The organism is Streptomyces sp. NPDC048254, assembly GCF_043201895.1.
In the GTDB taxonomy this organism is placed as follows: domain Bacteria; phylum Actinomycetota; class Actinomycetes; order Streptomycetales; family Streptomycetaceae; genus Streptomyces.
Window position 1 is genome coordinate 94,576 of the sequence record NZ_JBICZJ010000018.1, and the last position, 23,770, is coordinate 118,345.

The following is a 23,770-nucleotide window of genomic DNA, read 5'->3' on the forward strand; positions in this document are numbered from 1 at the left end:
CCGATCCTGAGAATGGATTAAATCTGCGCTGGATTGGATCCAAAAACATGCTCAGTGGCTCCCGATTCCCTCTCGTGTCCCTGGAGTTAAAGGCGTGTGAAGCAGACCCCGGAGAGCAGTGCGACGGGGTTCGGCTGCCGCGCGGACTGCTCGCACAGCGCCGCTCGACTCCAGGCAGTGTCGGCGGCGACCTCGCGGTGATGGGGGTTTCGACGCTCAGGCAGCCGTGAGGAAGCGGGGTTTCGTCAGCGCCGACCGATCCCGGAGGGCGGCGTTTGCTTCCGGCCTGCCGCTGGTCGCCTGGGACGGCGCAGCAAGGAATGTGCCGGGCGCACGCGAGACCGTCGCAGCGTTCGGGGGGCACCGGTCGCGAGGGTGCCAACACACCATCGCACGCCCCGACACCGCGCATGCCCAGGGCGTCGGCCCTCGCCACCGAGTCGTCACAGTGCCGCAGTTCCTGAACCGCCTGGCGCAGCAGCGACGGACGGTGTCTGAGCTCCCGACGGCCGCGGCCGCCCGCAAGGTGATGCCCGGCGCACGGGATGGCGAGCTCCGGCGTGCACCGAAAGGAGGGTGACGTCGTGGACTGCTGCCGCGACCTCGTCGCCGCACTCGTCACGCCACGCACGCTGATCCGCCGAGCTGCAAGCAGCTGTCGCTGGGGCGGCCGTCCCACCGCACGCCGCCCCAAGTGATCCGTCTGCCGGTCGGTTCTACTGCTCGGCCGTGCCGGACTTCCCGCTGATGGACTCCTGATAGATGTCCGCGTAGGTGCGCGAGTCCTTGACCAGGTCGTCGCAGAAGGCAGCGATGTCGTCGCCGATGAGTTCCAGGACTCCCCGGCCGGACGCGACGCCCTCTTCGAAGAAATCGACGATCCCCGGGAGCAGGGTCCCGTCGGTCAAGCCGACCGGTCCGATCTTGAAGAAGTACTTCTGCATCTCCTTGTAGACGATCTGATAGTCCGGCGGGAGCGCCTTGACCCGCGCCATGTGCGCCCGCCACTGCTTCTTGCCCTCGATGATGTCCTGGATGCCCACGTCAGCCTCCCAGCCGGCCCAGTTTCCTTGCGACGTTCCGGTTCAACTGCTCGCGCCACCGGTCGCGGTAGCTGCGAGCCCCCTCTCCGCCGGCCAGCGCCGCGCAGAAGCCCGCGACGTCGTCGCCCAGCACCTCGTGAACGCCCTGCCCGTCCGCCGCCGTTTCTTCGAGCAGCCCCAGCGCGCCGTCGAGGATCGGCATCAGGTTGCGACCCGTGAAGTCCCCGTAGGGGAAGAGGTGGGCCTTGATCTGTTCCCACGCCGCCCGGTGGTCGGCCGGCAATGCCTCGGCCCGGACCTCGAACGCCTTCCAGTCCCTGGTGAGGTCGCTGCCGGTAACGGTCTCCCAGAAGTTCATCGCCCGCCCTCCCTGAGCTTGTCGATCCGTGACGAGAGGTACTCCCACTTCACCCAGAACTTCGCGAGTTCCTCGCGCCCCGCGTTGTTGAGTGCGTAGAACTTGCGCGGCGGCCCCATCCCGGACGGTCGTTTCGTCACCTGGACGAGCCCGTTCTTCTCCAGCCGCAGCAAGATGGTGTAGACGGTCCCCTCGATGACGTCGGCGAAGCCGAGTTCGTTCAGCCGACGCGTGATGGCGTACCCGTAGGTCTCCTCACTGCCGACGATTTCGAGCACGCAGCCCTCAAGCGTGCCCTTCAACATCTCCGTCAGGTCGTCCATCCCGGATCCCCTCCGCACCTTCCAGTACTCTGTAGTACCGAGTACCGCTATACGGTATCACGGAGTAGTCCGCGGAGTGCAGAGCCACGGAAGCGATGTGAATCGTCCGACGCGCGACCGAACTCCACCGCTGGGACGCCCTGCGGCATGGTGCCGAATCCCGGACGGCGTGCGGGGTGTGCTGTCGGGAGGCGTGAACCGGGCCGGTATCGTCCCGCACGGCATGCCCGGCAGCCTGCCTGCGCCGAGGAGGAACGTCATGACCAGTCGTCGGCACCTGACCGGCTCGGACGAAGGGCCGGTGGCGGGGCTGTCAGGGCCTCATGCTCCGGACCCGCGGGCCGCAGTCCGCCTCTCGCTCATGGTCGGGGCGCTCGGCGTGGTGTTCGGCGACATCGGGACCAGCCCGATCTACACCCTCCAGACGGTGTTCAACCCGAGCGACCCGCACCCCGTCCCGGTCAGCACGGCGAACGTCTACGGGGTGGTGTCCCTGGTGTTCTGGTCGGTGATGATCATCGTCACGGTCACCTACGTGCTGCTCGCGATGCGCGCCGACAACGACGGCGAGGGCGGCATCATGGCGCTGATCACCTTGCTGCGCCGCTTGAGCGGCCGGCGGGGCGGCCGGGTCACCGTCGTCCTGGCGGCCCTGGGTATCTTCGGCGCGTCGCTGTTCTTCGGCGACAGCATGATCACCCCGGCGATCTCGGTGCTGTCCGCGGTCGAGGGCCTGAAGGTCGTCGAGCCGTCGCTGGGCGGCGCGGTCGTGCCGATCACCGCGGTCATCATCGTGGTGCTGTTCCTGGTGCAGCGCAGAGGAACCGCGGCGGTGGGCCGGGTGTTCGGGCCGATCATGATCGCCTGGTTCCTGGCCATCGGCGCCTGCGGCGTCGTCGGCATCGCCGACCACCCGGAGATCCTCAAGGCGCTGTCGCCGACCTACGCGGCGGGCTTCCTGTACGGCCACTTCGGGACCGCCTTCTTCGCCCTGGCCGCGGTCGTGCTCGCGGTCACCGGCGCCGAGGCGCTCTACGCGGACATGGGGCACTTCGGGCGCCGCCCGATCACGCGCGCCTGGCTGTTCCTCGTCTTCCCGGCGTGCGTCCTCAGCTACCTCGGCCAGGGCGCGCTGATCCTCGCCGACCCGGACAACATCAGCAGCCCGTTCTTCCTGCTCGTACCGGGCTGGGGACGGTGGCCGATGGTCCTGCTGGCCACGGCCGCCACGGTGATCGCCTCCCAGGCGGTGATCACCGGCGCGTACTCGGTCACCTCCCAGGCGGCACAGCTCGGCTATCTGCCGAGGCTGCGGATCGCGCACACCTCCGAGTCCGCCGCGGGCCAGATCTACGTCCCCTGGATCAACTGGCTCCTGATGGTCTCCGTCCTCACCCTCGTCTTCGCGTTCCGCAGCTCCGCGGCGCTGGCATTCGCCTTCGGCATGGCGGTCACCGGCACCATCACCATCACCACCCTGCTGTTCTTCTACGTCGCCCGCGCCAAGTGGGGCACACCGCGCTGGCTGATCGGTGCCGGCGCCGCGCTGCTGCTGGCGGTGGACCTGCTGTTCGTGGCCGCCAACCTGACCAAGCTGGTCCACGGCGCGTGGCTGCCCCTGCTGATCGGCCTGACCGCGTTCACGGTCATGACGACCTGGCAGCGCGGCCGCGAGCTCGTCACCGCCGAGCGGGCACGCCAGGAAGGCCCGCTGGCCGAGTTCGTCGACCGCCTGCGCACCGGCGAGGTGTCGACGATCCGGATCCCCGGCACGGCGGTCTTCCTCAACCGGGGCAAGGAGACGGCGCCGCTGGCGATGCGGGCCAACGTCGAGCACAACCACGTGCGGCACGACCACGTAGTGATCCTGTCACTCGAAACCGAGCCCGTGCCCCGGGTTCCGGACGACCGGCGAAGCGTCGTCGACGCTCTCGGATACGGCGACGACGGGATCATCCACGTCACCGCCCGGTTCGGCTACATGGAATCACCCGACGTGCCCGCCGTACTGGCGACGCTGGAGCCGGCCACGACGGAGGGGCGGTTGCAGCTGGACGAGGCGTCGTACTTCCTGTCGAAGATCGAGCTCCGGCGCGGAAAGGCGCCGACGATGGCGTCCTGGCGCAAGCGGCTGTTCATCGCCACGTCCTACATCACCGCCGACGCCGCCGAGTACTTCGGCCTGCCCCGCGACCGGACGGTCATCATGGGCTCGCACATCGACGTGTAGGCGGACGACGACTGCCGCGCCGGAACGGGACCGCCCTCTCCCCGCCACGAGTTCACCACGCCCTGCCGCCCGCCCTGCCGCCCGCCGTGACGCCTCCGGAGCCACCGTCCACACCTGTCAGAAGACCCGGATCGGGATCTCGGCCGGGTCGGTGAGCAGGTCGAAGATCTCTTCGTCCAGGCGGACCAGGGTGACGGAGGCGCCGGCCATGTCGAGCGAGGTGCAGTACTCGCCCACGTAGCTGCGCCCGACCTCGATGCCGCGCTCGGCCAGCTGTTTGTGGGCCAGGCCGTACACCAGGTACAGCTCGCCGATCGGTGTGCCGCCGAGACCGTTGACCATCAGCGCGACGCGGTCACCGGAGGAGAACGGCAGGTCGTCCACGACCGCGCTGACCAGTTCGCGCACCATCACGTCCGCCGACTGCAGCTTCTCGCGCTTGCGGCCCGGTTCGCCGTGGATGCCCACGCCCATCTCGACGGCGTCGTCGGGCAGTTCGAACAGCGGTGAACCCTTCGCCGGCGGTGTGCAGGCGGTGAGCGCCATGCCCATGGTGCGGGTGACGGAGTTGACCTTCTCCCCGATCCGGTACACCTCGTCGAGGCCCGCACCCCGCTCGGCGGCCGCGCCGACGGCCTTCATCACGAAGAAGTTGCCGGCCACCCCTCGCCTGCCGACGGTGTACGTCGAGTCCTGTACGGCCACGTCGTCGTCGATGAACAGGGTACGGACGGTCACCCCGTCGGCCTGGGACAGCTCCTCGGCCATCTCGAACGCCATGCGGTCCCCGGTGTAGTTGTTGACCAGCAGCAGCACACCCTTGGGGGAGGCGACCAGCTTGACCGTCTCGTAGACGTAGTCGGCGGGCGGCGCGGCGAACACGTCGCCCGGACAGGCGGCGTCGAGCATCCCCTTGCCGACGGTCATCACGTGCGCCGGCTCGTGACCCGACCCGGAGCCCTGCACGATCGAGACCTTGTTCTCCTGCGGGGCATCGGCACGCATGATCAGGTTGTACTCGGGCACGTACGTGAGCGTGCCGGGGTTGGCCAGGGCCAGTCCCTCCAGCATCTCCGCGACGTAGTCCTTCGGGTCGTTGACGAACTTCTTCATGCCGTAACTCCTCCTGGTCCTGCCGGTCGCGTCAGTCGCGTGCGTCCCACTCGGCGGCGATGCGCTCCGCCATGACCGCGACCGCCACCGCGCCCGGGTCCGGCGAGCCGATGCTGCGCTCACCGGTGTAGCTCTGGCGTCCGCGGCGGGCCTGCATGGGTGCCGTCGCGTCGGCCGCGGCACGGGCGGTCGTGGCGGCCAGGGCGGCCAGTTCCGCGCCGTCGGCCGCCGGTTCGCCCTGTGCCAGCCGCCGCTCCAGGGCGTCGGTCATCGGGATCAGGGCGTCCAGCAGGGTCTTGTCGCCGACATCGGACTTTCCTCGCGCCTTGATCCCCTCCGCGGCGGCCCGCAGCATGGCGACCGCGTCCCCGGCGTCCGGTTCGGGCCGGTCCTTCACCACACCGGCGGCCCGCAGGAAGGCGGTACCCCACAGCGGACCCGACGTGCCGCCGACCCGCTTGGAGATCACCATGGCGACCTTCTTCAGGAACTCGGCCGGCGCCTCCGGGGCGAGCTCGTCCCAGTCGGCGAGCACGATCTCGAAGCCACGGGCGAGCGAGTACCCGAAGTCCCCGTCACCCGCGACGGCGTCGAGGTCGCTGAAGACCCGTTCGTTGTCCACCGCGGTCCGGGCGATCGTCCGTACGACGAAGATGAGGTCGCCGCCGGGCGCCGACGACGACGGCGATGACGATGGCGATGGCGCTGACATGTCTCTCCTGACTGCCGCGGCGTCAGTGGGGTCGGGGATCGGATGGGACGGGGTCCGTGTCGCCGCCGTCGGCGGCGGTGAGCAGGCCGGCGAGGTCCGCGAGTTCGACGTACGGCCCCGGATCGGTACCGAGCGGATCGCTCAGCACCTGGGCTACGGTCTCCTCCGGCGGCGGATCGCCCAGCGAGGTGACGACCAAGGAGGCCCCGGTGAAGTCCTCCTGGCCCGTGTAGGCGCTCGTCGTGACCACGCAGGCGAGCCCGGCGCCGAGCGCGGACAGCAGGCCGTTGCGGCTGTCCTCGATCACGACGGCGTGCGCGGGATCCAGGCCGAGCCGGTGCAGGGCGAAGGTGTAGATGTCCGGGGCCGGCTTCTTCCGCTGGACCACGTCCCCGGCGAAAACGCTGAAGTGAGGGGTCAGTTCCCGGCCCATGGCGAGTTCGAGCACGCTGCGGACGGAAGCCTCCGCGGAGGTGGAGGCGACCGCGAGCGTCCACCCGGCCTCGTGTGCCGCCGTGGCGACCCGCCGCACGCCGGGCCGGGGCGGAATGCTTCCGCTGCCGATGATGGCCGTGTAGATCTCGGTCTTGCGCCGGTGCCAGGCCGCGACCTGCTCGTCGAGCGCCGCCGGGTCGGAGGGCAGGCCGGCGGCGGCGACGAACTCCGGGGTCAGCAGCGTGCGCATGCGCTCCTTGCCGCCGCCGATCCTCACCTTCTCCGCGTACTCCTCGTCGCTCCACCGCACCGGCAGGCCGAACTCCTCGAACGTCCTGTTGAAGGCGGGCAGATGACCGTCGCGTTCGGTGTCGGCGAGTACGCCGTCGCAGTCGAAGACGAGCGCGGGCACGGCTACCTCGCCTGCCCGGCGCTGCCGAAGAGCCTCATCAGCGAACCGGCCATGTCGATGACGTCCTGGCGGACGTCCCGGAAGAGGGACGGCGGGTCCCACTTCTGCCGCTCCTCCGCCGTCCGCAGGAAGGCCAGGTTCGACTTCATGTACGTCTCCTTGAGGGCCGTGGAGATGTTGACCTTCGCGCACCCCCGGGAGATCAGGTCGCGGAACTGCTCCTCGGAGAGTCCGCTGCCGCCGTGCAGAGCGATGGGCACGGGATGGGCCGCCACGATGTCGGACACGCGCTGCGCGTCGAGCACCGGCGCCTGCTTGTACGAGCCGTGCGCGTTCCCGATCGCCGGTGCGAACACATCGACCTGCGTGGTCCGCAGGAACTCCAGCGCGACCTCGAGGGACTGCCGCTCGGCGGCCGTGTCGCTGCCGACCCCGTCCTCCACACCGGTGATCGACTCGATCTCGCCCTCGACCGCGGCGCCGAACGCACGAGCCTCCGCGACGACCTCGACGGTCTGCCGCATGTTCTCCTCGACCGGCAGCTTGGAGGCGTCGAAGAGCACCGAGTTCCACCCCCGCCGCAGGCACTCGGTGATGACCTCGCGCTCCGGACAGTGATCCAGGTGCAGGGTGACGGGCACCTCGATGCCCGCGGTCATCGCGGTCCACATGGCGAAGAGCACGTCACTGCCGATGGACCTGACCGTCTTCACCGAGGTCTGCACGATGAGCGGCGACGCGTTCTCCACCGCTGCCGCGAGCACGGCCTCCAGCGTGAGGTCGTTGAACACGTTGATGGCCGGTACGGCGTAGCGCTCCGCGAAAGGCGCGGCGAGGATCTCGGTCAGCGGTGTCACACCCACGACGCCTCCACGTCTTCACCCACCCCCGCTCCTCCATTCCACGCCCGCGCCTCACACCCCGCCACTTTTGGCGGCCCGGAGTGGTGGGCTGGCGGGATGCCGGAACTCCACCGATGCCGGCGCCGTGGCCTCCTGGGTCAGCGCAGCAGGGATCGGGGTCGTGCGGACAGGATCGCCTCGGCATCGTCGCTGACGGTTCGGACCACGTCCGCGGCGGGACGGACGGCGTCGACGAAGAACGCCGACTGCCCGTAGAGGATCTCGCTCGTGTCGGGGTCGGGCGTGGCCTCGAAGGGGTTGCCGTCCGCCGCGGGGGCGAACTCCTCCCTGCGGTCCCGCAGCGTCGCCTCACGCCCCGACCACTCGCCGGTGAAGCGGCTACGGCGGACGCGGGCGCCGATGGTCGTGGGCCAGGGCAGCCCCGACACGATGTCGTAGGCCTGCGTCCACACGGTGTCGCCGCCGTCGCTCTCGACGATCAGGCGCTTGTGCAGATCGTGTACCTCGACCGCCTCGGGCGTGGCGAGGAACGCCGTGCCCAGCCAGGCGCCGTCCGCACCGGCGGTGAGGACCGCCGCGAGGGTCCGGCCGTCGGCGACGCCCCCTGCGGCCAGTACCGGAACATCGGGATATCGCCGCACGATCCCGGCCAGGAGCGGCAGCAGGCCCATCGTCCCGGTGTGGCCACCGGCCTCGGTGCCCTGCGCCACGAGGACGTCGGCACCCGCGGCCACGGCCGTCGCCGCGTCGTCTGGTTCTGGACCTGGCACATCACCCGGGCTCCCGCGTCCTTGGCACGAGCGAGCCACGGCCGGGGGTCGGCGAACGACAGCGCGATGACCTCTGGCCGTTCCTCCAGCGCCGCGTCGAAGAGCGGCTCGGTGTGGGGGAGGAGCGGCGTGATGAAGCCGACTCCGAAGGGCCGGTCCGTCGTGGCCCGGATCGTTGCGATCTCCGCGCGGATCCAGTCCGGCCCTTTCCACGGGTGCGTCCCCCCGAAGGAGCCGAGGCCGCCGGCGGCGGAAACAGCGGCGGCGAGTGTGCCGCCGCTGTGCAGGCTCATGGGCGCCGCCATCACCGGATAGGTGATGCCGAACATTCGGTGAATCTCGTATGCAACATGGCCTGAAATTAACCAAGACGACGAAACCGGACAACTTCGGCACGGCCCAGCGCGATCAGGGTTTTCCAGGACCTGTTCCGTTTGAAGGGCATCTCGAAGATCCGCGAGAACAGCCACGCCCCGAGCACCGAGACCGGCAGCGCCAGGGCGAGCGTGAACCAGAACGTCGGCAGGCCGGGAGAGACGAAATGCGGGGCCACCCGACGAATCACGACCATGACGATCGGCAGATGAATCAGATAGAGGCTGTAGGAGAAGTCACCGAGCCTCCGGATCGGTCGCGTGGTCAGGAGCCGCAGAAGCGGGGTGGGCCTGCCGGTGGCCACCGCGGCAAGCAGCATCGCCATGGCGGGAGCGATGGCGAGGTCGATCCAGAAGTAGTGGTTCACCGTCCACACGGAACCCTTGAGGACGCCGACAGTCAGGACGGGCAGGGCGGCCAGGGCGGCGAACCATCCCCATGGCAGGCGCCGAATCCGGTCCCGCGCGGCGACGACGCCCGCACCGATGACACCGGCGACGAACACGGGCGCGAGGTGGGGAGTAAGCCAGTTGTCGCCCTCCACCGGATTCGCGCCGGGTGCTGTCAGGCCGAGGGCGATCACCGGAAGTGTCACGCACGCGGCCAGGACCGCCGCGTTCGACCGCCGCCGGACAAGGAGGAGAAGGGGGAAGAGGAGATAGAGCTCGGCCTCCACGCCGATCGACCAGAACGCGCCGTTCGGCGTGGGCGCGGTGATCATGTCCTGGGCGACGAGACCGTACACCAGGACCGACTTGCCGGTAGGCGGCCCGAAGTGCGAGGCCGGCACCAGGAACAGGGAGATGATCACGCTCATGGCCAGCGCCGCCCAGTACGGGGGCAGGATCCGCCAGGCGCGCCGGCGCAGGAACTGCGCGACGCCGACCGACCGCCAGCCGTGCCGGGCCGGGGAGATGGCCAGGGAGAAGCCGGAGAGCACCAGGAAGAAGACGACGGCGAGGCGCCCGAACATCAGCCCCTTCAGCCACGGAGGCGCCGAACTGTCGGGATAGCCGGGGAAGGTGTACAGCCAGCAGTGGAACAGCACCACATACAACGCCGCCAGTCCCCGGAGGCCGTCCAGGCCCCCCACCTGCGACTGGGCGCGTGCTGTGCTCGCCGTCTCCGCCTGTACTGCTGGGGCCGGGGCGGCCAGGTCGAGAGTGCTGCTGGCCGGACGGCCCAAGTCGGCGGAAATGGTTCAACCCCTTCTGCTGGCAGCGCGTTTGCCGCCGGGCCGATTCCCTGGCGGTGCGCCGGGCGGCACAGCGCCGCCACAGAGACTTGGTACGTGGCATCCGGCTCAGAGGTTCAGCGGAGGGCCCGCGTCTTCCTCGTCCCGCCTGTGTGAGGCCAACAGCTCGGCCGCCGCGGGCGTCAGCCGGTCTCGGCGGCTTTCTGTCCGGACGGGGCGACGGCGTACCACTCGTCGTCCTTGCCCTGGCCGTTCGCCTGTTCGGCCGCCGTGTCGCCGCTGTACCGGTAGAGCGGCCAGCCGGCGAGGGTGAGTTGCTTCAGGCCGTTGCGGTGAACCGTGCCGAGGAGGCTCTGCTCAACCCCCGTCGTCTGTACGGAGTCCCCCACGATGACCGGCACCCATGTCTTCGTGCACGCACCGGAGCACGTCCACTTGGAGGGGTCCGACTGGTCCTTGTCGTAGCGGTAGAGGGTCAGTCCCTGGTCGTCGGCGACGACGCTGCCGATGCCGTTCAGGGCTTCGGCCGTCACGCCGGTGGTCGTGGCCGCCTGCCCGGTCCCGGCGCTGCCGCTGTCGCCCGCCACGGAGGTGGCCGACGGTGTGGAGGCCCCGTGATCCGACGCGGCCGGGGCTACCGGGGCGGCGCTGTCGGAGCCGGTGCCGTTCGAGGAGCTGCATGCCCCCAGCAGGAGGGGGGAGGCGAGCCCTACGGCGAGGCTCAGGACGATGCGTCGCAGGAACAACGAGTTACCCTTCGTCAGGAGTCGCTTCTACTTCCTCCCTCAGTACGTCGACGGACTCCCGCCCGCTCAGCCGCCGACACGAGATGACGCAGTCTTGACCATCGACGGGGTGCCCCTCCCCCGGGTGAGCGAGGCCTCCGGTGCCGGCCGTCAGCCGGCGGGCGAGGAGCCGTCGGTGTCGGCGTGCGTGCCGGAGAGGTTCTCCTCGATACGCGTCAGGACCCGCATCGCCTGCCGGTACTCCTCGTCCGTGAATCCCGCGGCGGTGACCGCCTCCAGGTCGCGCCAGGCCCGCAGCACCCGGTCGCGCAGTGCCCGGCCGGCGCGGGTGGTGTTCACGAGGACGGCCCGCCGGTCGTCGGGGGAGGGGCTGCGGCTGACGAACCCGGACTGCTCGAGGCGTTGCAGCATCTTCGTGACGGTGGACGGATCGAGCCCCAGCGTCTTGACGAGGTCGGCCTGGCGCTGCTCGCCCTGTTCCCAGAGCCGCATCATCAGGAGTTCCTGCCCGGGATAGAGCCCGGTCTCGCGCAGCAGGTTGCCCGCCGTGATCCGGTGCACCCGGGCGGCACGGAAGAGGGCCCCGCTCATCGGGGCGTCGGCGACGGCCGGGGCCGTGTCGTCCTCGCCCGGGACCGATGCGGACGCCGGCGGCATGGTCGCTGTTCCTCCTTGCGCGGCCCTCGGGAAATACGTGCCGTACGTCTTATAGTAATAGTGAATGATTGGTCAGCAAAAGTCCTGCTTGCGCATGGCTCTTGGGTGCCGTGGCGATCTTGGCGGTTCGCTCACCGTTCATAACAGCCTCACCCAGGCGAAGGCGGCCGTTCGGGCCAGGTCGGAAAGGTCCTGGCGGCCTGTCACAACGGAACCCCAGGACGGATTTCGTGACCGAAACACGCGTTCGCCGGTGGCGTCGTAGCCTCCGTGTTCTGCTCGTCGCCATCGCCGGCCCGACGCTCGCCGTCGGCGCCCTGACCGCGTCCCCCGCCCACGCGGCGGCGGCCGACGACATCCGCATCAACGAGGTGGTGACCACCGGGGACGTCAACGACTCGGTGGAGCTGTACAACAAGGGCACCGCCTCGGTGAACCTCTCCGGCTGGATCCTCAAGGACGACGACAACAGCTCCAAGTACGCGATAGCCGCCGGGACCACGCTCGCCCCCGGCGGCTTCGTGGCCTTCGACGTGCACAACGCCTTCGGCCTGGGCTCCGACGACGAGGCGCGCCTCTACCTCGCCGACGGCACCACCCTCGTGGACAGCTTCAGCTGGAGCGAGCACTCCGACCCGTCATGGTCCCGCTGCCTCGACGGCACCGGTGCCTTCGGCTCGGCCGACGTGACGCTCGGCGCCGCCAACGACTGCGGCTCCGGCGGTGTTTCGGCGACGGCCTGGCCGGGCGGCAGCTCGGTCACGACCGCCGACACCAAGAACGCCTTCGGCTCCGACCTGAGTGGCCTCTACCAGGAGGGGAGCGTGATGTGGGCGGCTCAGAACAGCGGCGAGCTCTGGCGGCTGGTCCCGAACGGCTCCACCGCCTGGAAGGCCGACACCAGCAACGGCTGGACCTCCGGCAAGACCCTCAGGTTCCCCGGCGGCTCCGGCACGCCCGACGACGAGGGCGTCACCCTGACCGGCTCCGGAGCCGCCGGGGGCGTCTACGTGGCGAGTGAGCGCAACGCGGACTCGTCCGGCACCAGCCGCCTGTCCGTCCTGAAGTACGACGTGAGCGGCACCGCCACCACGCTCATCGCCGCCACCGAGTGGAACCTGACCCCGGACCTGCCGTCCGTGGGCTCCAACCTCGGCCTGGAGGCCATCACCTGGGTCCCGGACGCCACCCTGACCGCCGCCGGGTTCAAGGTCGCCTCCACCGGCGCGGCCTACAACCCGGCGAACTACGGCTCGCACACCGGCGGGGTGTTCTTCGTCGGCGTCGAGGGCACCGGCATGATCTACGGCTACGTCCTCAGGGACGGCGGCACCTTCACCCGCGTCGCCTCCCTCGGCAGCGGCATGGCCGGCGTGATGGAACTCCAGTGGGAGCCGCAGGCCTCCCGCCTCTGGGCGGTCTGCGACGACACCTGTGACGGCCAGCACCGGACCATGAAGATCAACGCGTCCGGTGTCCTCGCCACCACGGCGATCTACCACCGCCCGTCCGGCATGGACAACCTCAACAACGAGGGCTTCGCCGTCTCCGGCTCGGACACGTGCAGCAGCGGCACCAAGCCCGTGTACTGGTCCGACGACAGCAACGACAGCGGCCACGCCCTGCGCCGGTCCACGATCACCTGCTGACCCTGCCGACGCGCCGGTACCCCGCTGTATCGTACCCGCGGCACCTCGCGCACCACCCGGAACACAGCGTCAACTCCCTTACCGGCACGTCGACTTCACCGACGTGCCGGTTCCTTTCGCCGCTCCCGGAGGAACCGTGGCAACCAGCCGCCCCGCCGTTCTCGTGTGCCTCTGACCCGACGCAGATCCCTCGCCCTGACGGCCGCCCTCGCCGCCGTCTGCTGCGCCACCCTCACCCATCCCGCCCAGGCCCGCGCCGACTCCGCCGCCGACCGCGCCGCCCTCGCCCAGTGGTGGGCCCCCGTCAACTTCCAGGACGTCGACTCCACCGGCGAGACCGCGCTCGGCGGCAAGTCGGACTACATCACGTCGTACGACTACGACGGCGACCTCAACGGCCGCGACAACTGGGAGAACACCAGCCAGTCCCCGCTCGCGGCGCATGTCTACTACTCGGTCGTCCAGACCCCGTCCTTCTCGTACCTGCTGTACACGTACTTCCACCCGCGCGACTGGTCGGACGGCGTCCTCGACAACTACCAGGAGGACCTGACCGAGCACGAGAACGACGCCGAGGGTGTTCTCGTCGTCGTGGCCAACGACGGTTCCGCGCACGGGCAGTTGAAGGCCGCCATCACCGTCGCGCACAGCAACTTCTACTCCTGGGTGCCCGCGGGCGGCGACTTCACCAGCGGGCAGGAGAGCGTCGACGGCACCCTGAAGCTCCAGGGCGACCCGCACGACGACGGCCACGGACGTCCGTTCACGACCCAGCAGCCCAACACCCATGCCGCGTGGGCCGAGGGCTACCTGTCCAAGGAGCGCGACCAGTACGCGAGCGGCGACGGCATCGTCTACTACCCCGGCGCCGCCGCCGAGGTGCCGTCCGGCTCCAACGACCGTGACGTGCAGTACACGTTGACCGACGTCTTCGCCTCGAACGGCATGTGGGCGAACCGCACCCTGACCACGCTGTTCGCGACCACCAACAACTTCGCCGGCGACGACGGCTCCAACCCCTACGGTGCCAAGTGCGGCGCCGGCGGGGTCCTCGGCCCGGCCAACGGCGCCTGCGCCACCGACGCGGCCAACCCGCCCTGGGCCTGGGACGACGCCAACGACCTGCCCGGCCGCGGCTACCTCGCCACCAACCCCGCCGAACTCGTCTGGGACTACTTCGACTGGCCCGGCAAGCCCTCCTCGCCCGACCTCGCCTACACCTGGGACCAGTACAACGGCATCACTTCGTGAGGAGGGTCCGCGTCGCTCCGCTGTGAGCGGTCAGGGCGTACCGGTGAGGTTCTCCACCAACCGGTACGCCTGCTCCAGGGAGAGCGGCGGCGCCGGCAGCGGACGGGCGGCCTCCGTGCGCAGGCCGTCGAGCGTGAAGGCGACGCTCCGGCGCCAGGCGTCGGGCGCGGTGTCCTTGACGGCGCGGGCCAGCAGGGCGTTGGTGCCGAAGACGAACAGCAGGTCCTCGTGGGCGAAGTCCGGCCGTAGGTGCCGGCCCGCTGGGCGCGGTCGATGATCTGCCCGGCGGCGGCGTAGGTGCGCTCGCACACGGCCATCAGACGGGCGGCGTCCGGATAGCGGCCGGTGACCACGTCGCCGATCGCGGGGTCGGTGACCTGCAGTTCGCAGATCGTCTCGACGTACTACCTGCGGTCGCTCCTCGGCGACGGGCTGGGCATGGACGTCGAGTTCATCGTCCCCGAGCTGACCCTGGCGCACTCCACCCTGGCGATGGCCGAGCTGATCCCGCTCGCCGAAGCCTCTCTGGCCAAGGCGCACGAGGAGGCCGCCGCCAAGGGCAAGGCGGCCGCCGTCCGGGCGGCCGGCGAGACCCGGCCCCTTACCGACCTGGGCGCCGGCGACGCGGCCGTCTGCGCGGACGGGGCGTGCGCCCGGTGAGCACGAACACGCTCCGCATCGACGTCTGGTCCGACGTCGTCTGCCCGTGGTGCTACATCGGCAAGCGGCGCCTGGAGTCGGCGCTCGGCCGGTTCGAGCACGCCGGCGACGTCGAGGTGCACTGGCACAGCTTCCAGCTCGACCCCGCCCATCCCAAGGGCGATCGCCGGCCCGTCCTCGAGACGCTCGCGCACAAGACCGGGGCGCCGCCCGACCAGGTGCGGGCGATGACCCGGCAGGTCACCGAGCTGGCCGCCGCCGAGGGCCTGCGGTACGACCTCGAACGCGCCGTCTCCGCCAACGCCGTCGACGCCCACCGGCTGACTCACCTGGCCGCCGCCCACGGCCGGGGCGCCGAGATGCACGAGCGGCTGCTCCGCGCCCACCTCGGCGAAGGCGAGGTCGTCTACGACCCCGGCACACTGGTACGGCGCGGTGCCGAGGTCGGCGTACCCGAGGACGAGGTACGGCGGATGCTCGACGGCGACGCGTACGCCGACGCCGTCACGGCCGACGTCCGCGAGGCACGCCGTTACGGCGTCACCGGCGTGCCGTTCTTCGTGCTCGACCGCGCCTACGGCCTCTCCGGCGCCCAGCCGGCCGACACCTTCCTGTCCGCCCTGCGGACCGCGCACGCGGATACCGCCCGGGCGAGGCGCTGAGCGGGGCTCGACGCGCGCGATCGGCCCGGAGCTGGTGTGCTGGGGGAGGGGGTTTCGACCGTTCCCGTCGTACCCGTTCCGGGAGAGACGTATGAGTACCTACCGAGTCGCGCAGGTGCCTGCCATGGGCGCGCCCTTCGAGATCGTCGAGCGGGAGGTGCCCCGGCCGGGTCCCCGGCATGTGCGGATCGCCGTGGAGGCCTGCGGAATCTGCCACAGCGACAATTTCTTCGTGACCGCCGGACTGCCGGGCATCACGTTCCCCGTGGTGCCCGGACACGAGATCGCCGGCCGGATCGAGGAACTCGGCGAGGGTATCGAGGACTGGGGCTGGGGAATCGGCGACCGCGTCGGGGTCGGCTGGTTCGGCGGCAGCTGCGGCCACTGCAAGCCTTGCCGGCAGGGCGACTTCATCGTCTGCGAGAACGCCAGGACGCCCGGCTGGACCTACGACGGCGGCTTCGGCGCGCAGGTGATCGCGCCGGTCGACGCCCTGGCCCGCATCCCCGACGGGCTGACCTCGGCCGACGCCGCGCCCCTGGGCTGCGCGGGCGTGACCACCTTCAACGGGCTCAGGCGCAGCCCGGCCGAGCCCGGTGACCTGGTCGCCGTCGTCGGCCTCGGCGGGCTCGGCCACCTCGGCGTGAAGTACGCGGTGGCCATGGGCTTCGAGACGGTGGCCATCGCCCGCGGCGCCGAGAAGGCCGACTTCGCCAAACAGCTCGGCGCCCACCACTACGTCGACTCCACGACCTCGACCCCCGTCGCGGAGGCCCTCCAGTCGCTCGGCGGTGCCAAGGTCGTGCTCGCCACCGCGGGCAACTCCGCGGCGATCTCGGCGGCCGTGGACGGTCTGGCACCCCGGGGTGAGCTGGTGGTGATCGGCATCGATGCCGAGCCTCTCGGGATCAGCCCGCTCCAGCTGCTCATGAGCGCACGGGAGGTTCGCGGCCATCCGTCCGGCACCGCCCAGGACGTGCAGGACACCATGGAGTTCAGCGCCCTGCACGGGATCCGCCCGACGATCGAGACGGTACCGCTGGAGGAGGCGGGCGCGGCCTACCAGAAGATGATGGACGGGGCCGCGCGCTTCCGTATGGTGCTGACCTACGACTGACCCACCGGATCAACGCCGTACGGCACGGGCCGCGAGCAGCGCGATGTCGTCCTCGGAGCCGATGGCGAGGCGGTCGAGGACGGTGTCGACGATCTTGTCCAGCGGATCGGTGGGGGACAGGGACAGACCCGTCAGACGGGCCAGGCCCCGGTCGATGTCCTCACCGCGCCGCTCCACCAGCCCGTCGGTGTACAGCAGCAGCACACCGCCGCGTTCCGGGGTGACGCGCTGCTCGTACCGGCCGAGCCCGCTGCCCAGCGGCGGGCCGACCGGCACCGGCACCAGCTCCATCCCGCCCTCGGGGGACAGCCAGACCGGCGGCAGATGCCCGGCGCTGGCATAGGTGAGCGTGGCGACGTCCGCGTCACCGAGTGCGAGGAAGCAGGTGGCCACCCGCTCGAAACCGGAGTCCGTGACCATCCGGTCCGCGTGCTCCAGGATCCGGCGCGGGGAGAGCCCCGCGCGGGCCAGGGCCCGGAGCGTCGAACGGTAGTGGCTCATGGCCACCGCCGCGTCCACGCCGTGGCCCATCACATCCCCGATGACCAGCATCGTACGGCCGTCGGGCAGGGCCAGGACGTCGTACCAGTCGCCGCCGATCAGTGAACCGTCGTCGGCGGGCCGGTAGCGCGCGGTGGTCTCCACACCGGCGTGCTGCTGCAACTGGCCCGGCTCGGCCAGCAGCGCCCGCTGCAACTCCAGGGCCATGGTGTGCTCACGCTGGAAGCGGACCGCCCGGTCCAGGGCGCGCGCGGCGCGGGCGGCGAGTTCGCGGGCCACCGTGGCGTCCTCGTTCGAGAACGGCGTGGAGTCCCCGGCCCGGGCCAGCTGCAGGCTGCCCAGGTACCGGCCGTCCGAGACCAGCGGGGCCAGGAGCACCGAGTGGACACCGGCGGTCAGACACGCGCGGGCCGGCGGCCAGCTGGGGACCAGCGCCCGCCACTGCGCGGAGGTGATCGCGTTGCGCCGCAGGACCCGGCCCGCCGCCAGGTTCCGCCGGGTCCCGGCGCCGCGCGGCCAGCCGACCAGCTCACCGCGCGCGTCCAGCGCCGCGAGACCGGTGACCAGACCCGGCCGGGTCGCGTACGCGGCCAGCCGGGTGGGCACCCGCCGCCCCGAGGCGGTGTCCGGCGGCACCAGCTCCACGCCGGCCGCGTCCGCCAGCTCCGGTACGACGAACTCCGCCAGCTCCCGGCAGGTCCCGGCGACATCGGTGCCGGTGCCGATCCGGGACGCGGCCGCGTCCAGCAGCGCGAGCCGCCGATGGGCGCGCTCCAGCTCGTACACGTACTGCTGCGGCTCACTGATCTCCAGGCCCACCCCGGCGACGCCCACCACCTTGCCCGTGCTGTCCACCAGCCGGTGGTACACACACCGCCACTCCCGCACCTGGTACGGCGAGTCCACCCAGGTCCGCCCGGTGACGATGGTCTCCCGGGGCCGTCCGTCGTGCAGGATGTCCCGCAGCAGCTGCTCCGACCGCTGGATGTGCGGCAGCACCTCGTGCAGGGTGTGCCCGAGGTACGCGGCGGCGGGCAGGCCGGTCATCCGGGCCATGTGCGGGTTGACGTACAGATAGCGCAGATCGGTGTCGAGGACCGCGAAACCGACGGCCGAGTCCTCGACGATGCCGCGCAGCAGGTCGATGTAGCCGAAGTCCACGGGCGGTGCGCCCGAGGAGGCCGGTCGTCGCGAGGAGGTGTCCCTGTCCACCCGGTCCTCCTCGCCTGCCCCCGCCCACGGCCGCCCTCATCCTCCACCAGGTCCCGGTAGCGCGCATCCCGGGGCAGCCCGTACGCGCCCGCTCACATCGCCGGGCGCCGGCCTGTGCGGTGGGCTTAACCCCCGTTGATCAGGAGCGGTGACGCCGGTGTAATCAGCCACGCATACGGTCGGGGCCGGATGACAGAGGCTGACCAGCAGGAACAGGGGGTGCCCGTGGCCGCGCCGGACTCGCGCAGCACCGACACCGGCAGGGTGCGGACGGTCTGCTCGTACTGCGGGGTCGGCTGTGGCATGGTCCTGGACGTCGGCAGCGGCCCGGACGGCCGCCGTACCGTCCTCAAGGCCTCCGGTGACAAGCAGCATCCGGCGAACTTCGGCCGGCTGTGCACCAAGGGCGCCACCACCGCCGACATGCTCGCCGCGCCCGGCCGGCTGACCACCGCCCTGCTGCGGCCCGAGCGGGGCGAGGAGGCCGTCCCCACAGCCGTGGACACGGCCGTCGCCGAGACCGCGCGACGGCTGCGCGCGATCGTCGACGAGCACGGCCCCGACGCGGTCGCCCTCTACGTCTCCGGCCAGATGAGCCTGGAGGCCCAGTATCTGGCGAACAAGCTCACCAAGGGCTATCTGCGCACCAACAACATCGAGTCGAACTCCCGGCTGTGCATGGCCAGCGCCGGCACCGGCTACAAGCTCTCCCTCGGCGCCGACGGCCCGCCCGGCTCGTACGAGGACCTCGACAATGCCGACGTCTTCCTGGTCATCGGCGCCAACATGGCCGACTGCCACCCCATCCTCTTCCTGCGCCTGATGGACCGGGTGAAGGCGGGCGCGAAACTGATCGTCGTCGACCCGCGCCGCACCGCCACCGCCGCGAAGGCCGACCTGTTCCTCCAGGTCGAACCCGGCACCGACCTGGCCCTCCTCAACGGCCTGCTCCACCTCCTGTACGAGAACGGGCACACCGATCCCGAGTTCGTCGCCGCGTACACCGAGGGCTGGGAGACGATGCCGGAGTTCCTCGCCGACTACCCGCCCGCCGCCGTCGCCGCGATCACCGGCATCCCCGAGGCCGACCTGCGCGCGGCCGCCCGGCTGATCGGCGAGGCCGAGGAGTGGACCAGCTGCTGGACCATGGGCCTCAACCAGTCCACCCACGGCACCTGGAACACCAACGCCCTGGTCAACCTGCACCTCGCCACCGGCAAAATCTGCCGTCCCGGCAGCGGCCCCTTCTCCCTCACCGGCCAGCCCAACGCCATGGGCGGGCGGGAGATGGGCTACATGGGACCGGGCCTGCCCGGCCAGCGGTCGGTCCTGGTCGACGCCGACCGGGCCGTCGTCGAGGAGGTGTGGGGGCTGGCGCCCGGCACGATCCGCGCCGACGGCGTCGGCAAGGGCACCGTGGAGATGTTCCGGAAGATGGCCGACGGCGAGATCAAGGCCTGCTGGATCATCTGCACCAACCCGGTCGCCTCCGTCGGCAACCGGCGGACCGTCATCGAGGGCCTGGAGGCCGCCGAGTTCGTCGTCACCCAGGACGTCTTCACCGACACCGAGACCAACGCCTACGCCGACATCGTGCTGCCCGCCGCCCTGTGGACCGAGTCCGAGGGCGTCCTCATCAACAGCGAGCGCAACCTCACCCTCGCCCGCCCCGCCGCCGACCCGCCCGGCGAGGCCACCGCCGACTGGCGGCTGATCGCCGCCGTCGCCCGCGCGATGGGCTTCGAGGACGGCTTCTCCTACGACAGCGCGGAGCAGATCTTCGAGGAGATCAAGCGCTTCCACAACCCGGGGACCGGCTACGACCTGCGCGGGGTCAGCTACGACCGGCTGCGGGCCACTCCGGTGCAGTGGCCCGCGGCCACCGCCGACGGCCCCGACCGCAACCCGATCCGGTACGTCAACCCCGACGGCACCCTCACCTTCGCCACCGCCTCCGGCCGCGCCGTGTTCCACGCCCGCCCGCACCTGGACCCCGCCGAGATGCCCGACGACGACTACCCGTTCGTCCTGAACACCGGCCGTCTCCAGCACCAGTGGCACACCCTCACCAAGACCGCGAAGGTCGCCAAGCTCAACAAGCTCAACCCCGGCCCGTTCGTCGAGGTCCACCCCGAGGACGCGGCCGCGCTCGGCGTCACCGACGGCGACTCCGTCGAGGTCGCCTCCCGGCGCGGCCGGGCCGTGCTGCCGGCCGTCGTCACCGACCGGGTGCTGCCCGGCTCCTGCTTCGCACCCTTTCACTGGAACGACCTGTTCGGCGAGTACCTCAGCGTCAACGCGGTGACCAGCGACGCGGTCGATCCGCTGTCCTTCCAGCCCGAGCTGAAGGTGTGCGCCGTGTCGTTGACCAAGGTGTCCACGCCGGTGAGCGTGCAGGTGCCGGGCATCGAGGAGACCCCGGCCGCGCTGCCCACAGCCGCCCTCGCCCCCGCCTCCGCCGCTGCCGCCGCCGTCTTCGGACTCGACCCCGCCCCGCCGCCGGTCCTCGCCGAACCCGAACGGCAGTACCTGGTCGGTTTCCTCGCCGGCATCCCGGCCGGCGCACCCGGCGTCCCCGTGCTGCCCCCGGACGCCCCCTTCAGCCCCGAACACGCCCGGTGGGTCAACGGCACCCTCGCCGGCATGTACTCCCGTTCACCGCTGCCGGAGGCCACGCGGGCGGCGCCGGCCACCCGGCAGGTGGTGATCCTCTGGGCCTCGCAGACCGGCAACGCCGAGGACTTCGCCGCCACCACCGCCGAGCGCCTCACCGCGGGCGGCCACCCGGCCTCCCTGGTCGCCATGGACGAGGCCGATCCGGCCGCCCTGCCCACGGGCGCCGACCTGCTGCTGATCACCAGCACCTTCGGCGACGGCGACGCCCCCGACAACGGCGCCGGCTTCTGGGACGGCCTCGCGGCCCTGGACGCCGGGCGCCTGGCCGGGCGCCGGTACGCCGTGCTGGCCTTCGGCGACTCCTCCTACGACGACTTCTGCGGGCACGGACGGCGCCTGGACCGTCGTATGGACGAACTCGGCGCGGTCCGGCTCGCCCCGCGCACCGACTGCGAACCGGACTACGAGACACAGGCGGAGTCCTGGCTGGACCAGGTGCTGGCCGCCCTCAAGGACGGGGCTGTCGCGGCGGCCCCCGCCTCCGCCCCGGCCCCCGCCTCCGCCCCGGCCCCCGCCAGGTCCCGGCGGCCCGCCCCCACCACCGCCCGGCTCGTCGGCAACCGGCTGCTCAGCCTGCCCGGCGCCGGCAAGGAGGTGCGCCGCTTCACCTTCGACACCCGCGACAGCGAGACCCCGCTGGTCTACGAGGCGGGCGACGCGCTCGCCGTCCGCCCCCTCAACTCCCCCGATCTGGTGGCGGAGTGGCTGACCGTCACCGGTCTCGACGGCGGGACCGGCGTGAGTGTCGACGGAGTCGGTGAAGTCCCGCTCGCCGAGGCCCTGTCGCGGCACCTCGACATCACCCGGATCACCCCGGACCTGCTCCGCTTCGCCACCGAACGCACCCGGGACGCGCGCGAGCTGCGCAAACTGCTGCGCCCCGACAACAAGGACGAGCTGGCCAAGTGGTCCTGGGGGCGGCAGGCCGTCGACGTCGCCGCCGAGTTCGGGATCCGCGCCGATGCCGGGGAGTGGGCGGGTGTCCTCGGCAGGCTGCAACCGCGCCTGTACTCCATCTCGTCCAGCCCGCTCACCGACCCCCACCTGGTCTCGACCACCGTCTCCGTCGTCCGCTACGAGAACCTGCACGGCAGGCCCCGGCAGGGCGTCTGCTCCCCGTTCCTCGCCGACGCCGAGCCCGGCACCCCGGTCCCGGTGCACGTCCAGCGCTCCCCGCACTTCCGGCCGCCCGCCGACCCGGCGACGCCCATGGTGATGGTCGGCCCCGGGACAGGTGTGGCGCCGTTCGTCGGCTTCCTCCAGGAGCGCCGCGCCCGTGGCCACCGCGCCCCGAACTGGCTGTTCTTCGGCGAACAGCACCGGGCCACCGACTTCTACTACGAGCAGGAGCTCACCGCCCTGCTCGCCGAGGGCACCCTGAGCCGCCTCGACACCGCCTTCTCCCGCGACCAGCGGGCCAAGGTCTACGTCCAGGACCGGATGCGCGAACACGGCCCGCTGCTGTGGTCCTGGCTCCGGGACGGCGCCCACTTCTACGTCTGCGGCGACGCCTCCCGGATGGCCAGGGACGTCGACCGCGCCCTGAAGGACATCGCCACCGTGCACGGCGGACTGACCGAGGACGAGGCGGCCGCGTACGTCAAACAGCTGGCCGCGGAGCGGCGTTACGTCCGGGACGTCTACTGATTCCTCATCAGCTGCCGCATGGTGAGCGCCAGTTGCAGCCGGAACCGGCCCTGCGGGGTGCGCACCGACCAGCCCAGCAGATGCTCCGCGTGCGTCAACCGGTCCTGGAGGGTGGAGTGATGGACGCTCACCTCGGCGGCCGCCGCCCGCAGGCTCGCCGTCGACGCGATGGCGTGCAGCGTGCGCAGCATCCAGGGCGCGTCCGTGGCCGCGGCCTCCACGGCCCGGACGTCCGGCGCGGGTTCGGCGCCGGGTACGACGAGACCGGCGAGCAGCGCGACCCCGCCCAGTTCGTCGGCGTGCACGACGGCCGGCCCCGGCTCCTGTGTACGGCCGTCGGAGGCGAACCGCAGCGCGGTGCGGGCCGCCGCCCAGGAACGGGGGAGATCCGCCACGGCCACCGCCGGGCCCACACCCGCTCGTCCCGCCGACGGGACCGATTGCCCGTCCGCCACGATCCGCGGCGGCCCGTCGGCCACCGCCACCGCACGGACCCGCACGGACGGCCCGCCGGTGTCCAGACCGAGCCGCCGAGCCGCGTGCAGCCGGGCCGACAGCGGGGCGTCGGCGTCCAGGACCGTCTCGACCAGCGCCGGATCGTCCACCGGTGACGCCGGTGCCCGGCCCCGGGTGCGGTCGAGCACGGACCGTACGGCCGCCGAGGCCCGCTCCAGGATCACCGCGTCGACGACGCTCGGCCCCTCGGAGCCGGCCCGCTCCAGCCAGAGCGCCGGCGGTCCGCCCGGTACCAGCGGCTCGCACGGCCAGCCGGGATCGGGCGCGCCACCGCTGTCCTTCCGCCGTCCGTCCGGCTCCACCCGCACCCGGACCCGGCGCTCCTCGTCGACCAGCCGCGCCGGACAGCCGGCGAGCACGGCGGCCCCGCGCACCAGCGCCTCCAGACCGGCCCGGGTCTCGGCCAGCCGGTCGAAGTAGGCGATCACCGAGACGGCGGCCCCGGCATCCGGGTCCACCGCGGCCAGCCGCCCCGCCAGCTCCTTCATACCGCCATGATGCGCCATCCGGCGGTACGGCGAGGAGAACCGGGCGCGACAGGCAACCGTTGCGGACGCCCGCCCCTCCTAGCTGTCGAGACACAGCGTCGACACAGACACCGACCGACAGGAGCCCCCGCTTGGACCGCAACGAGCCCGTGCGGGCCG

At 71.4% G+C, this 23,770-nt stretch carries 20 protein-coding genes and 2 pseudogenes; 7 read left to right on the forward strand and 15 right to left on the reverse strand.

The genetic code is table 11. The features are described 5' to 3' along the window. Window positions 1–716: 716 nt before the first annotated feature. From ACGFZQ_RS38650 to ACGFZQ_RS38660, 3 genes are read right to left on the reverse strand one after another with little or no spacing between them, the layout of a single operon-like run. Entirely contained in the window at window positions 717–1,043 is a 327-nt protein-coding gene (locus ACGFZQ_RS38650) for a DUF1048 domain-containing protein (protein WP_393844329.1), read from the reverse strand. Window position 1,044: 1 nt separating this feature from the next. Continuing rightward, a complete protein-coding gene (locus ACGFZQ_RS38655; protein WP_351743002.1) occupies window positions 1,045–1,401 on the reverse strand; it encodes a DUF1048 domain-containing protein in 357 nt (118 codons plus the stop codon). Then, window positions 1,398–1,724, reverse strand: coding sequence for a PadR family transcriptional regulator (locus tag ACGFZQ_RS38660; RefSeq protein WP_393844330.1), 327 nt, complete (start codon window positions 1,722–1,724; stop codon window positions 1,398–1,400). Before ACGFZQ_RS38660 ends, ACGFZQ_RS38655 begins: the two co-directional genes overlap by 4 nt. A 259-nt stretch (window positions 1,725–1,983) precedes the next feature. Here ACGFZQ_RS38660 and ACGFZQ_RS38665 point away from each other — a divergent pair, with 259 nt between their 5' ends. Then, window positions 1,984–3,954 (forward strand): potassium transporter Kup, encoded by a 1,971-nt coding sequence (locus ACGFZQ_RS38665; RefSeq protein WP_393844331.1) that lies wholly within the window; start codon window positions 1,984–1,986, stop codon window positions 3,952–3,954. A gap of 117 nt (window positions 3,955–4,071) precedes the next feature. Here the strand turns inward: ACGFZQ_RS38665 and dhaK are convergent, their stop codons facing one another. The 9 genes and pseudogenes from dhaK to ACGFZQ_RS38710 all read right to left on the reverse strand — a co-directional run bounded on the left by dhaK (window position 4,072) and on the right by ACGFZQ_RS38710 (window position 11,232). Then, window positions 4,072–5,067, reverse strand: a complete 996-nt coding sequence (gene dhaK, locus ACGFZQ_RS38670) for a dihydroxyacetone kinase subunit DhaK (protein ID WP_393844332.1) — start codon at window positions 5,065–5,067, stop codon at window positions 4,072–4,074. A 31-nt stretch (window positions 5,068–5,098) separates the two neighbouring features. Continuing rightward, on the reverse strand, window positions 5,099–5,779 hold the full coding sequence (gene dhaL / locus ACGFZQ_RS38675; protein WP_393844333.1) for a dihydroxyacetone kinase subunit DhaL: 681 nt from the start codon (window positions 5,777–5,779) through the stop codon (window positions 5,099–5,101). 22 nt (window positions 5,780–5,801) lie between these two features. After that, on the reverse strand, window positions 5,802–6,626 hold the full coding sequence (locus tag ACGFZQ_RS38680; RefSeq protein ID WP_393844334.1) for an HAD-IA family hydrolase: 825 nt from the start codon (window positions 6,624–6,626) through the stop codon (window positions 5,802–5,804). Window positions 6,627–6,628: 2 nt separating this feature from the next. After that, the gene (locus ACGFZQ_RS38685; protein ID WP_393844335.1) at window positions 6,629–7,489 is read right to left on the reverse strand and encodes a ketose-bisphosphate aldolase; all 861 of its coding nucleotides are present in this window, start codon (window positions 7,487–7,489) and stop codon (window positions 6,629–6,631) included. Window positions 7,490–7,626: 137 nt separating this feature from the next. Continuing rightward, window positions 7,627–8,259, reverse strand: a complete 633-nt coding sequence (locus ACGFZQ_RS38690; protein WP_393844336.1) for an NAD(P)H-dependent flavin oxidoreductase — start codon at window positions 8,257–8,259, stop codon at window positions 7,627–7,629. A 107-nt stretch (window positions 8,260–8,366) separates the two neighbouring features. Next, a pseudogene (locus ACGFZQ_RS38695) lies at window positions 8,367–8,588 on the reverse strand (nitronate monooxygenase); the annotation flags it as partial. Window positions 8,589–8,620: 32 nt separating this feature from the next. Beyond that, window positions 8,621–9,820, reverse strand: a complete 1,200-nt coding sequence (locus ACGFZQ_RS38700; RefSeq protein WP_393844337.1) for an acyltransferase family protein — start codon at window positions 9,818–9,820, stop codon at window positions 8,621–8,623. Window positions 9,821–10,011: 191 nt separating this feature from the next. Then, window positions 10,012–10,575, reverse strand: a complete 564-nt coding sequence (locus ACGFZQ_RS38705) for a hypothetical protein (RefSeq protein WP_393844338.1) — start codon at window positions 10,573–10,575, stop codon at window positions 10,012–10,014. A gap of 150 nt (window positions 10,576–10,725) precedes the next feature. Then, window positions 10,726–11,232, reverse strand: a complete 507-nt coding sequence (locus ACGFZQ_RS38710; protein ID WP_393844339.1) for a MarR family winged helix-turn-helix transcriptional regulator — start codon at window positions 11,230–11,232, stop codon at window positions 10,726–10,728. A 230-nt stretch (window positions 11,233–11,462) separates the two neighbouring features. Between ACGFZQ_RS38710 and ACGFZQ_RS38715 the strand changes: the two genes are divergently transcribed. Together ACGFZQ_RS38715 and ACGFZQ_RS38720 are read left to right on the forward strand one after the other, a co-directional pair. Then, window positions 11,463–12,881 carry a lamin tail domain-containing protein gene (locus ACGFZQ_RS38715; protein WP_393844340.1) on the forward strand — a complete coding sequence of 473 codons (1,419 nt, stop codon included), beginning with the start codon at window positions 11,463–11,465 and terminating at the stop codon, window positions 12,879–12,881. A 165-nt stretch (window positions 12,882–13,046) separates the two neighbouring features. After that, window positions 13,047–14,132, forward strand: coding sequence for a hypothetical protein (locus ACGFZQ_RS38720; protein WP_393844341.1), 1,086 nt, complete (start codon window positions 13,047–13,049; stop codon window positions 14,130–14,132). 30 nt (window positions 14,133–14,162) lie between these two features. Here ACGFZQ_RS38720 and ACGFZQ_RS38725 read toward each other — a convergent pair whose 3' ends face one another. After that, window positions 14,163–14,441 (reverse strand): hypothetical protein, encoded by a 279-nt coding sequence (locus ACGFZQ_RS38725; protein WP_393844342.1) that lies wholly within the window; start codon window positions 14,439–14,441, stop codon window positions 14,163–14,165. Window positions 14,442–14,537: 96 nt separating this feature from the next. Here ACGFZQ_RS38725 and ACGFZQ_RS38730 point away from each other — a divergent pair. The 3 genes and pseudogenes from ACGFZQ_RS38730 to ACGFZQ_RS38740 all read left to right on the forward strand — a co-directional run. Then, window positions 14,538–14,717 (forward strand): annotated as a pseudogene (locus tag ACGFZQ_RS38730) (FMN-dependent NADH-azoreductase); the annotation flags it as partial. Window positions 14,718–14,788: 71 nt separating this feature from the next. Next, a complete protein-coding gene (locus ACGFZQ_RS38735; RefSeq protein ID WP_393844343.1) occupies window positions 14,789–15,454 on the forward strand; it encodes a DsbA family oxidoreductase in 666 nt (221 codons plus the stop codon). A gap of 91 nt (window positions 15,455–15,545) precedes the next feature. After that, window positions 15,546–16,571: an alcohol dehydrogenase gene (locus ACGFZQ_RS38740; RefSeq protein ID WP_351742956.1), complete on the forward strand. Its 1,026-nt coding sequence runs from the start codon at window positions 15,546–15,548 to the stop codon at window positions 16,569–16,571. A 9-nt stretch (window positions 16,572–16,580) separates the two neighbouring features. Here the strand turns inward: ACGFZQ_RS38740 and ACGFZQ_RS38745 are convergent, their stop codons facing one another. Next, window positions 16,581–18,284 (reverse strand): SpoIIE family protein phosphatase, encoded by a 1,704-nt coding sequence (locus ACGFZQ_RS38745; protein WP_393844344.1) that lies wholly within the window; start codon window positions 18,282–18,284, stop codon window positions 16,581–16,583. Between the two features lie 303 nt (window positions 18,285–18,587). Here ACGFZQ_RS38745 and ACGFZQ_RS38750 point away from each other — a divergent pair, with 303 nt between their 5' ends. Then, a complete protein-coding gene (locus ACGFZQ_RS38750) occupies window positions 18,588–22,607 on the forward strand; it encodes a molybdopterin-dependent oxidoreductase (RefSeq protein WP_393844437.1) in 4,020 nt (1,339 codons plus the stop codon). On the opposite strand, the gene ACGFZQ_RS38755 is transcribed toward ACGFZQ_RS38750, so the two are convergent. Further along, window positions 22,601–23,611, reverse strand: coding sequence for a helix-turn-helix domain-containing protein (locus ACGFZQ_RS38755; RefSeq protein ID WP_393844345.1), 1,011 nt, complete (start codon window positions 23,609–23,611; stop codon window positions 22,601–22,603). The two genes, ACGFZQ_RS38750 and ACGFZQ_RS38755, sit on opposite strands and share 7 nt — an antisense overlap. Window positions 23,612–23,770 lie beyond the last annotated feature (159 nt).

Bases quoted from the DNA above. Each gene is read 5' to 3' on its own strand.
- dhaL (WP_393844333.1), bottom strand. From the start codon at position 5,779: ATGTCAGCGCCATCGCCATCGTCATCGCCGTCGTCGTCGGCGCCCGGC.
- ACGFZQ_RS38740 (WP_351742956.1), top strand. From the start codon at position 15,546: ATGAGTACCTACCGAGTCGCGCAGGTGCCTGCCATGGGCGCGCCCTTC.
- ACGFZQ_RS38710 (WP_393844339.1), bottom strand. From the start codon at position 11,232: ATGCCGCCGGCGTCCGCATCGGTCCCGGGCGAGGACGACACGGCCCCG.
- ACGFZQ_RS38750 (WP_393844437.1), top strand. From the start codon at position 18,588: ATGGTCCTGGACGTCGGCAGCGGCCCGGACGGCCGCCGTACCGTCCTC.
- ACGFZQ_RS38655 (WP_351743002.1), bottom strand. From the start codon at position 1,401: ATGAACTTCTGGGAGACCGTTACCGGCAGCGACCTCACCAGGGACTGG.
- ACGFZQ_RS38755 (WP_393844345.1), bottom strand. From the start codon at position 23,611: ATGAAGGAGCTGGCGGGGCGGCTGGCCGCGGTGGACCCGGATGCCGGG.
- dhaK (WP_393844332.1), bottom strand. From the start codon at position 5,067: ATGAAGAAGTTCGTCAACGACCCGAAGGACTACGTCGCGGAGATGCTG.
- ACGFZQ_RS38665 (WP_393844331.1), top strand. From the start codon at position 1,984: ATGACCAGTCGTCGGCACCTGACCGGCTCGGACGAAGGGCCGGTGGCG.
- ACGFZQ_RS38660 (WP_393844330.1), bottom strand. From the start codon at position 1,724: ATGGACGACCTGACGGAGATGTTGAAGGGCACGCTTGAGGGCTGCGTG.